Annotated in this window: 7 protein-coding genes; 1 reads left to right on the top strand and 6 read right to left on the bottom strand. The window is 67.7% G+C overall.

Annotation, left to right across the window (positions count from 1 at the left end; translation table 11 throughout):
* Positions 1-39: 39 nt before the first annotated feature.
* The 5 genes from ACRDPS_RS02885 to ACRDPS_RS02865 all read right to left on the bottom strand — a co-directional run bounded on the left by ACRDPS_RS02885 (position 40) and on the right by ACRDPS_RS02865 (position 4,456).
* Entirely contained in the window at positions 40-687 is a 648-nt protein-coding gene (locus ACRDPS_RS02885) for a hypothetical protein (protein WP_431500110.1), read from the bottom strand.
* A 280-nt stretch (positions 688-967) separates the two neighbouring features.
* Positions 968-2,176, bottom strand: a complete 1,209-nt coding sequence (locus tag ACRDPS_RS02880; protein WP_431500109.1) for a hypothetical protein — start codon at positions 2,174-2,176, stop codon at positions 968-970.
* Positions 2,177-2,358: 182 nt separating this feature from the next.
* A complete protein-coding gene (locus tag ACRDPS_RS02875; protein ID WP_431500108.1) occupies positions 2,359-2,979 on the bottom strand; it encodes a hypothetical protein in 621 nt (206 codons plus the stop codon).
* A 104-nt stretch (positions 2,980-3,083) separates the two neighbouring features.
* Positions 3,084-3,704, bottom strand: coding sequence for a hypothetical protein (locus ACRDPS_RS02870; protein ID WP_431500107.1), 621 nt, complete (start codon positions 3,702-3,704; stop codon positions 3,084-3,086).
* A gap of 38 nt (positions 3,705-3,742) precedes the next feature.
* Complete coding sequence (locus ACRDPS_RS02865; protein ID WP_431500106.1) at positions 3,743-4,456, bottom strand: hypothetical protein; 714 nt, start codon at positions 4,454-4,456, stop codon at positions 3,743-3,745.
* A gap of 403 nt (positions 4,457-4,859) precedes the next feature.
* On the opposite strand from ACRDPS_RS02865, the gene ACRDPS_RS02860 reads away from it, so the two are divergent.
* Entirely contained in the window at positions 4,860-6,038 is a 1,179-nt protein-coding gene (locus ACRDPS_RS02860) for a helix-turn-helix domain-containing protein (RefSeq protein WP_431500105.1), read from the top strand.
* 16 nt (positions 6,039-6,054) lie between these two features.
* On the opposite strand, the gene cbiT is transcribed toward ACRDPS_RS02860, so the two are convergent.
* Positions 6,055-6,668: precorrin-6Y C5,15-methyltransferase (decarboxylating) subunit CbiT (gene cbiT / locus ACRDPS_RS02855; protein ID WP_431500104.1), on the bottom strand; the 614-nt coding region annotated here is incomplete at its 5' end.

The raw sequence follows: 6,668 nt of genomic DNA, 5'->3' as shown, positions 1-6,668 counted from the left end.
AGTTTTCGCTCGGCTCGTGGGTGGTGCTGTGACGGTCGATCACGGATTCGTGATCGTCAGACCCGCGATGGTCCAGCTGCCGCTCACATGTACGGCCTGTCCCTGTGCGACTCCGAGCACAGGGCATAGGAAACCCACGGGGTCGTCGGCAACGATCTGCGTCGACCCGTCGGGGATGAAGGCACCGGTGGCGTCGTCGAAGGTGCCGGCGATGTCGCCGGCGATGCTGAACGAGCATCCGGCCGTCCCGACGTTCATCGCCGTGTCGGTGATCGAGGCGGGGGAGACCGAGCCGATCTCGGGCCCGGTGATCGCGAAGCCCCAGGCGCCGGTCAGGTCGACCGTGACCTCGCTGCCGTTCGGCGAGCTGCACCCGCCGGCTGTGAGCCCGTCCCAGGTGATGGCGGTCGTTCCGAATGGTCTGCTGCCACTCGGATTCAACAGAGTGCCCGGCATGTCGAACTGCTGACACGTAAAGCCGAAGTCGGCCCCCTCGACCGTGAAGGTGACGGAATCGCCTATGAGGATGACGCCGGGGCCACCGTGTGGGGTGTAGGTGCCGACCGCAGCCTGGACAGGCTGGGACATCGCCGCGACGGTCGCGATGGCGAGTGCGCCGGCGGCGATACCGGCGAGCACTGTGCTGGTGAGCTTCTTCATGGTGATCTCCCTATCGGTGGGGTTCATCCCGAGAGGTTCACGCGCTGCCCGCGCGAGGATTGGCGAAGTGCGGCTCGAGGGCGTTGTCGGCTGGGTCAGCTTCTACGCGAGGAGTTCCTGCGCTCCCTGGTCGGCCTGCCCGACCACGTACGTCTGTCGCCTGGCTCTGCGTCGGCCAGGTCGCCGGTGTGTCCGAGGTCCGACCTTGAACGCTTCGGCTGGCGCCACCGCTCCGCGCTCTCCTCGGTGATCCATGAGGAGAGGTACGCAGCGGGAGGAGAGTACGCAGCGGCGGCACCCTGATCGGTCACTCACCCTCGCCGCCTGGCAGCGGCGGCATTTCCGGCACCTCCGGCGCCGGCAACGGGCACAGCGGGCGGGTTGGCGAACCGCCGCACATGCTGAGGTCTTCCAACGGAATTCGGTTGAAGGCGATGATCTGGCCTTGGGTGGCACGCACTGGATTGTTCGGGCCTGAAGCCATGGCGCTGACTAAGGGACTGAGATCATCGCCGCTCGTGCCGCAGTTGACGAAGGGTGGAATATCGATTCCGGAGGACGGGGGGATGGTGCGACCGTTGTCCTCACGGTAGTAGGGGTCGTTCAACGGTCCCCGTGACCCCGGATGCAGTCCGTCATAGGCGCCCAACGGGCCACCGTTGTTGGCGTTGTAGTTCCCACTGGCAAAGTCTGCCCAGAGGTAGAGTTCGGCCGGTTGCTTTGTCCGGCAGCGCGCGCCGAGATCGACCGGCACGCCGTCGACCTCGAGATCGCTGAGTTGGAGGATGATGTCCCCTTCCACTAGCGCGGACGCCTGTGGAATATCGCTCGGTCGCGGAGCGCATCCCGTCTTCTGGTCGGACCACAGATGGGCAATCAACGGCTGGATCTTTCCGCGGACCCGTGGGACGGATAGCGTCAGCGTCGCGGTGGCCGGGATGGTGCCGAAGGCGATCAGATTGATCTTCTCCTCGGTGAGGATTCCCACCTCGGCACCACCGCCCTCGATTGGCTTGATTGGGTACATCGGGTGGCGAAAATAGGCCGTCATCCACTGCGTGGTCGGATCCTCTGTCGCGCACGGCGGCTGGTAAAAGGGGTCGGGGGTACAGGCAATCTTTCTAAAACAACTTGGCCCTATGTACCCCGTCGGGCTCTCGATCGGATTGTTGAACTCCCCGTAATACATGGCGGCCCAGACCGGCCGAGCCGTGATGGACATCTTCGAGCGCCGAGCGACTGCGTGCTGTGAAGCGGTGACGGTGCCTTCGGTGATGCTGATCGACCGGCTGGTGGGAAGGTCGTTGAATCCCGGCTGGCCCTCGGCCGGATTGTCCGCGATCAGCGCCGTTACCCCGGGCAGCTGCGCCTTCAGGCTGTTCTGCGAGGCGCTCTGCGGATTGACCTCGGGATCGCCCTGGGCCGGACCGGTGGGGAGGGCAAGGAAGGTGGCTGCCAGCAGAAGGACGCCGACAGTTGCTCTGCCGGCGCGTGCTCCGGGGCGGGGGATGCGCATGAAGAGTTCCTCACGGTGGTCGGGTCCGGCGAGGGCCGGGGCCATGGGTGTCCGCCATCAGTAAAGATGGCGAATGTGGCGACCGCCACAGATTGGCCGATCGTTAGTCTCGGAGCCGACGAAACTTGTCACGTCGGTGACAAGTTTTCGCCCGACTCGTCGGTGGGATCTGTGTCGGTAGATCACGGGTTGCTGATCGTCAGACCGGTGATCAGCCAGGAACCGCTCACGCTGATGCTCTGACCCTGGGTGAAGCCGACAGATGAGCACACGAACCCAACTGGGTCGTCAGCGATTATCAGGGTCGACCCCGTAGGCGTGAACACCTCAGTGGCGTCGTCGAAGTCGCCGCTGACCTCGCCGGCGATGTTGAACGAGCAGCCGTTCATCTCGACGAACATCGCCACGTCTGTGATCGCGGCGGGCGAGACCGAGCCGACCTCGGGCCCGGTGATCGCGAATCCCCACGTGCCGGTCAGGTCGAACGTGGTGGCACCGAAGTAAGGGTTGGTGCAACCGCTGAACACGAGCTGATCCCATGTTGTGGCGGTCGACCCGAAGGGTCGGCTCACATCGGGTCCGGTGAGGGTGCCCGACAGGTCGAACTGCTCGCAGGTGAACGTCTGACCGGCCTCGACGACGGTGAAGACGACGTCGCTACCGAGGAGGGAGACGCCGGGTCCGCCGTGCGGCGTGTAGTTATCGACGGCGGCCTGGGCGGGCCAGGACATCGCCACGATTGTTGCGATGGCGAGTGCTCCGGCGGCAAGACCGGCGAGCACTCGGCTGGCGAGGTTCTTCATGACTCTTCTCCTGTGGTGGTGGGACGGGACATGGGTAGGGGTCTGTGTCGATGGCCGATGGCCACCGACACAGACCCCTTGATGGATCGGTCAGCGCCGGTCGGTCACGGGTTGCTGATCGTCAGGCCGGTGCTGCTCCACGTCCCGTCCACGGTGATGGACTGACCCTGCGCGACACCGAGGGTCGAGCACAGGAAGCCGACCGGGTCGTCGGCGATGATCAGCGTCGACCCGGTGGGCGTGAACAACCCGATGGCGTCGTCGAAGTCGCCGCTCACCTCGCCCGCGACGTTGAACGAGCAGCCGGCCGCCTCGACGAACGCGGTCACGTCGGTGAGCGTGGCGGGCGAGACCGAGCCGACCTCTGCTCCGGTGACCGTCACGCCCCAGACGCCGGTCGGGTCGACCGTGGTGTCACCGGCGGTCGGGTTGGTGCAGCCGCTGGAGATGAGCTCGTCCAGCACGCCGCCCTCCGCCCCGAAGGCCCTGCTCACACCGGGGTTGGTGACGGTGCCGTGAAGGTCGAACTGCTCGCAGGTCAGCGTCTGGCCGGCCTCGACGGCGGTGAAGGACACGCTGTTGCCGATGAAGGCGACGTCAGGCCCGCCGTTCGGCGTGTAGGTGTCGGCGGCCGCCTGGGCCGGCGCGGACATGGCCGCGACGGTCCCGACAGCGAGTGCTCCCGCGGCGAGACCGGTGAACAGGCGGCTGGTGATCTTCTTCATGATGTTTCTCCTTGTGTGGTGGGGTGGTTCCGAGCGGGTCAGGCGGTGCCCGCGCGGGGGTTCGAGATCTGCAGCTCGAGGGTGTTGTCGGCGCCGGGCACCAGTGCGTTGACCGGGATGGAGCCGAAGGTCGGGAAGAAGCCGGGGATGTCGAAGAAGTTCAGGGCGGTGCACCCGGTGAAGCTCCCGATCGTGTAGGTGGAGGTGACCCGCCCGCCGCCGTTGACGGTGAAGAACTCACCCTCGGGCGTGCTGGCGGTGATGGAGACCGGTTCGGCGGTGTGGCAGCGGCTGCCGACGGCCAGCGGCCACCAGACGCCGAACACCTTGGCCTCGACGTCGCTCAGCTGGATGTCGTAGGCGACGGTCGAGGTGAGCAACGACTTGCCGAGCTGGTCGGTGGGCACGATGGCGCCGGTCAGGGGTCCGACCTGGGTCATGGTGACCTTGGCCCGGGCCGGGATGCCGAAGACGTCGAAGTCCATCGTCTTCGTCGGGATGTCGAGGGAACCCCCGACGATGTGGCCGTTGGTGACGTCGAGCGTCGACTCGAGCACCGAGGGCCCCAGGGCCATCGATGAGTCGACCTGCGCACCGATGTGCGTCGTACCGACGGCGTCGAAGTCGATCTCGAGGGTTGGGTTGTCGCTGGCTTGAGCAGCGGGTGCCCCCGCGAGCAACGCGGTGGCCACGAGCGCGGCGAATGCCGTGGCGACCAACGTGCGGCGACGGGGTGGAGGCTGGGTTCTCACGATCTCCCCTTGCGGTCCGGATTGGGCGTGATCGAGCCGGATGTGACATCGACCACAACTGCGATGACGCCACCATTGAGGGGGCCGTCTCCGACCGCTGGCAACCTCGAAACCGTCGAGAGGACCCGGAGCGGGCCAAAATTGTCAGGTTGGTGACAACTTCGCCTCAACGACCAAAAGTTGTGAGGCCCGTCACAACTTTTCGGGGTTGTTCCGACTCGTACGTCGATCGCGCTGGACGCGGAGCCGGTCGAGCCCTTCACTGCATAGGGGATACGTCCTTCGCGCGGCTCCCCACGTCGCAGTGCAGCGAGGGACGGAAGCGGAGGAGATTTGCGTGACTTCGACGACACGACCGAATACGGATACGTTCACGGGCCCGATTCCGAGAAGGCCCCGTTCAATGCTGCGGATCAACCTGTCTCCGCCGCCCAACCCGATCGCTCGAGAGCTCGTGGTGGCCTGCCGGCCCCGGTCGCGGGTCCTGTCCCGCCGCATCGCCGGACGGATCTGCCACGAGGTGGCGGCGTTCAGCGATCCCCGGGTCCACGACGTCATCGAGGAGGCCCTGTGCGAGACGGTCGCGCTGTTCATCGACGCGATGGCCGGCGCCCCGGTGCGAGGTGCCGCCGTCGCCGACATCTATCAACGCTTGGGCAGCCTTGAGGGAAGGGCCGGCCACAACCTCGATGCGATGCGAGCGGCTCACCACATCGCGACGCAGGAGTCCTGGCGGGAGATGTCGAAGATCGCCGGCGAGCTGGAGCTTCCGCTGGCGGCGGTGAGCTACCTCGCCGAAGCGCTGATGGACTATCAGCACCAGCTTCTCGAGCACGCGATGCGGGGCTTCGCCGAGCCTGTGCCGCCGACCGACCCCCGGTTGCCGCTCTATGCGGCGCTCGTCGGTGACGCCCGGACACCCGACCTGCCCGTCCTGGCCGGCCGCGCCGGCTGGGCGGTCACCGAACGCGTGGCGGTGGCGGTGATGCCGGCCGGACCGGTCCCGGCAGACCTCGGGCTGCCCACGGAGCACCTGCTCATCGGTCAGGGTGAGGACGGCGCGATGATCGTGATCGGCCCTTCCCCTGAGCTGCACCATCGGGCCAGAGCGGTCGTCGCCGCGACGGGTCGCCCGGTCGCGGTCACCTGGGAGGTGCTGCTCGGCGACACCCACCACGCCGTACGTTGGGGTCTGCGGGCCCTGGCCCTGCTCACCGAGCAGGTCATCCGTCCCTCCGAGGACGGCATCGTGTGGTGCGCCGCGCACCAGTCGGAGCTGTGCCTGCACGCCGACCCGATGCTGCGCCGCTTCGCCGACGAGCAGCTGCTGGCGCCGCTCCTGGAAGAGACCCCGAAGCGGCGCCTCGCGCTCGCCGAGACCATGCTGGTCTGGCTGCGTACCCGTCCCAGCGCCCCCGTCGTCGCCGACCACCTGATGGTCCACGAGCAGACGGTGCGACACCGGCTCAAGCGCATCAAGGAGCTCTTCGGCGACCGCCTCAGCGACCCCTCCGAGACCGTCGGACTCCTCGCGGCCCTGGAGTCGACGACCCCGCGCTGGCGCCGCGACCTCGCCTGTTGATCGCTCCGGCGTACCCCTACTGGGTGCGCTGGAAGGCCCATTGCACGACCGTGCGCTGGGGCGCCCAGCCGCGGAAGGTGCCGATCGAGTCGACGGACTCGACCGAGATCCGGGTCAGCTCGCCACCTCGCTCGGCGTGCTGCTGTGCGAGGAGCTGCTCGGTCTCCAGGGTGACGCCGTGGACGACGATCCGGCCGCCGGGGCGGAGGGCGGCGAGGCAGGTGGCGAGTACGCCTGGGCGGGTCGCGCCGCCGCCGATGAAGATCGCGTCGGGAGCGGGGAGGTCGGCCAGGGCGTCTGGCGCGCGGCCGTGGACGACAGCCAGGCCCGGTACGCCAAGGCAGGACGCGTTGCGAGCGATCCGGGCCGCCCGGTCGGGGCTGGCCTCGATCGCGGTCGCCGTGCAGGTCGGGTGTGCTCGCATCCACTCGATCCCCACCGAGCCCGCGCCGGCTCCGACGTCCCACAGATGCTCACCCGGGACCGGGGCGAGCCGGGCGAGCGCCGACGCCCGCAGGTCGCGCTTGGTGAGCTGCCCGTCGTGCTCGAAGGCGTCGTCGGGCAGGCCTGCGACCCAGCTGCCGAGGGATGCGCCGACGTCACTTCCCGCCGAGTCGGCCCATCCTGACC

The sequence above is a fragment of the Nocardioides sp. genome, assembly GCF_050699375.1.
Lineage (GTDB): Bacteria > Actinomycetota > Actinomycetes > Propionibacteriales > Nocardioidaceae > Nocardioides.
This window is presented reverse-complemented; position numbering and strand designations above follow the sequence as displayed.

What these genes read in the sequence shown, in the direction of transcription:
- ACRDPS_RS02885 (WP_431500110.1), bottom strand. Translation starts at nt 687, where the DNA reads ATGAACCCCACCGATAGGGAGATCACCATGAAGAAGCTCACCAGCACA.
- ACRDPS_RS02880 (WP_431500109.1), bottom strand. Translation starts at nt 2,176, where the DNA reads ATGCGCATCCCCCGCCCCGGAGCACGCGCCGGCAGAGCAACTGTCGGC.
- ACRDPS_RS02860 (WP_431500105.1), top strand. Translation starts at nt 4,860, where the DNA reads ATGCTGCGGATCAACCTGTCTCCGCCGCCCAACCCGATCGCTCGAGAG.
- ACRDPS_RS02870 (WP_431500107.1), bottom strand. Translation starts at nt 3,704, where the DNA reads ATGAAGAAGATCACCAGCCGCCTGTTCACCGGTCTCGCCGCGGGAGCA.
- ACRDPS_RS02875 (WP_431500108.1), bottom strand. Translation starts at nt 2,979, where the DNA reads ATGAAGAACCTCGCCAGCCGAGTGCTCGCCGGTCTTGCCGCCGGAGCA.